This is a genomic window from Streptomyces sp. NPDC005195 (assembly GCF_040608315.1).
Taxonomy (GTDB): Bacteria; Actinomycetota; Actinomycetes; order Streptomycetales; family Streptomycetaceae; genus Streptomyces; species Streptomyces kaempferi.
The window spans coordinates 1-1,502 of record NZ_JBEXHZ010000320.1 but is presented as its reverse complement, the minus strand read 5'-3'; the positions used below and the strand labels follow the sequence as shown (position 1 = coordinate 1,502).

Genomic DNA, 1,502 nt, shown 5'->3' with positions numbered 1-1,502 from the left:
TGACCCGCGAGGGCCGTCTCGACGCGCTCACCGTACGGGCCGAGGCGCGGCCCGGCGCCACCCCCGAGATCCGTGAGGCGGCCGCGCGCTCCATCACGGCGGCCGTGAAGGACGGGATCGGTGTGTCGGTCACCGTCGAGGTCGTCGAGCCGGAGTCGCTGGAGCGGTCCGTGGGGAAGATCAGGCGGATCGTCGACCTGCGGGAGCGCTGAGTACCGTCCGCCGCCGGACGGACGGACGGCGTCGCGCGTAACGGCGTCGGCGTCCGGCGCGGCCTACGAGTCCGCCGCGAACCGGTCCCTCAGTTCGCGCTTGAGGATCTTCCCGCTCGCGTTGCGCGGCAGCTCGTCCACGAACAGCACCCGCTTGGGCGCCTTGAAGTGGGCGAGCTTCTCGCGCGCGTGCGCGAGGAGTTCGTCCCCGGTGATCTCACCGCGCGCGACGACGACCGCCGTGACCGCCTCGATCCACCGCTCGTCGGGCAGGCCGATCACCGCCACCTCCGCGACCGCCTCGTGGGTGTAGAGCGCGTCCTCCACCTGCCGCGAAGCGACCAGCACGCCACCGGAGTTGATGACGTCCTTCACCCGGTCCACGACGGTGAAGAACCCGTCCCCGTCCTGGACCGCGAGGTCACCGGAGTGGAACCAGCCGTCGCGGAAGGCCTCGGCCGTCTCCTCCGGCCTGTCCCAGTAGCCCTCGCACAACTGCGGTGAGCGGTACACGATCTCGCCCCGCTCCCCGTCGGCCACGTCCTTGCCGGACTCGTCGACGACCCGCGCCTCGACGAACAGCACCGGCCGTCCGCAGGAGTCCATCCGGCCCTTGTGCTCGTAGGGGCCGAGGACCATGGCCAGGGGACCGATCTCGCTCTGGCCGAAGCAGTTGTAGAACGCCAGCTTCGGCAGCCGCTCCCGCAGCCGCTCCAGGACGGGAACCGGCATGATCGACGCCCCGTAGTACGCCTTGCGCAGCCCGCTCAGGTCGCGGGTCGTGAAGTCGGGCCGGTTGGACAGGCCGATCCACACGGTGGGTGGGGCGAACAGGCTGTCCGCGCGGCCCGCCTCGACCAGGTCGAGGATCTCGCCGGCGTCCGGCGCGTCGAGGATCACGTTCACGGCGCCGACGGCGAGATACGGCAGCAGGAACACATGCATCTGCGCCGAGTGATAGAGCGGCAGCGCGTGCACGGGCAGGTCACCGGCCTGCAGGTCCAGGGCGGTGATCGCGCTCAGGTACTCGTGCACCAGCGCGCGGTGCGTCATCATCGCGCCCTTGGGCAGCGCGGTGGTGCCCGACGTGTACAGCAGTTGCGCCAGATCCTCACCTCGCGGTTCCGGACCGTCGTACGGCGGGGTCTCGGCCAGTCGCGCGAGCAGCGAGTCGTCGGCGTCGCGCAGCGGCAGGGTGCGCGTCCCCTCGGGCAGGTTTCCGGCCAGATCCGGATCGGCCAGGACGAGTCCACAGCCGGCCTGGCCGACGATGTACGCCAGATCGTCGCC

1 protein-coding gene and 1 pseudogene are annotated in these 1,502 nt (G+C 71.2%); one reads left to right on the top strand and one right to left on the bottom strand.

Annotation, left to right across the window (positions count from 1 at the left end):
• Positions 1-212 (top strand): annotated as a pseudogene (locus ABZV34_RS39340) (phenylacetate--CoA ligase); the annotation flags it as partial.
• Positions 213-275: 63 nt separating this feature from the next.
• Here ABZV34_RS39340 and ABZV34_RS39335 read toward each other — a convergent pair.
• Positions 276-1,502, bottom strand: a 1,227-nt coding sequence (locus ABZV34_RS39335) for an AMP-binding protein (protein WP_356288057.1), incomplete at its 5' end; no start/stop codon positions are given.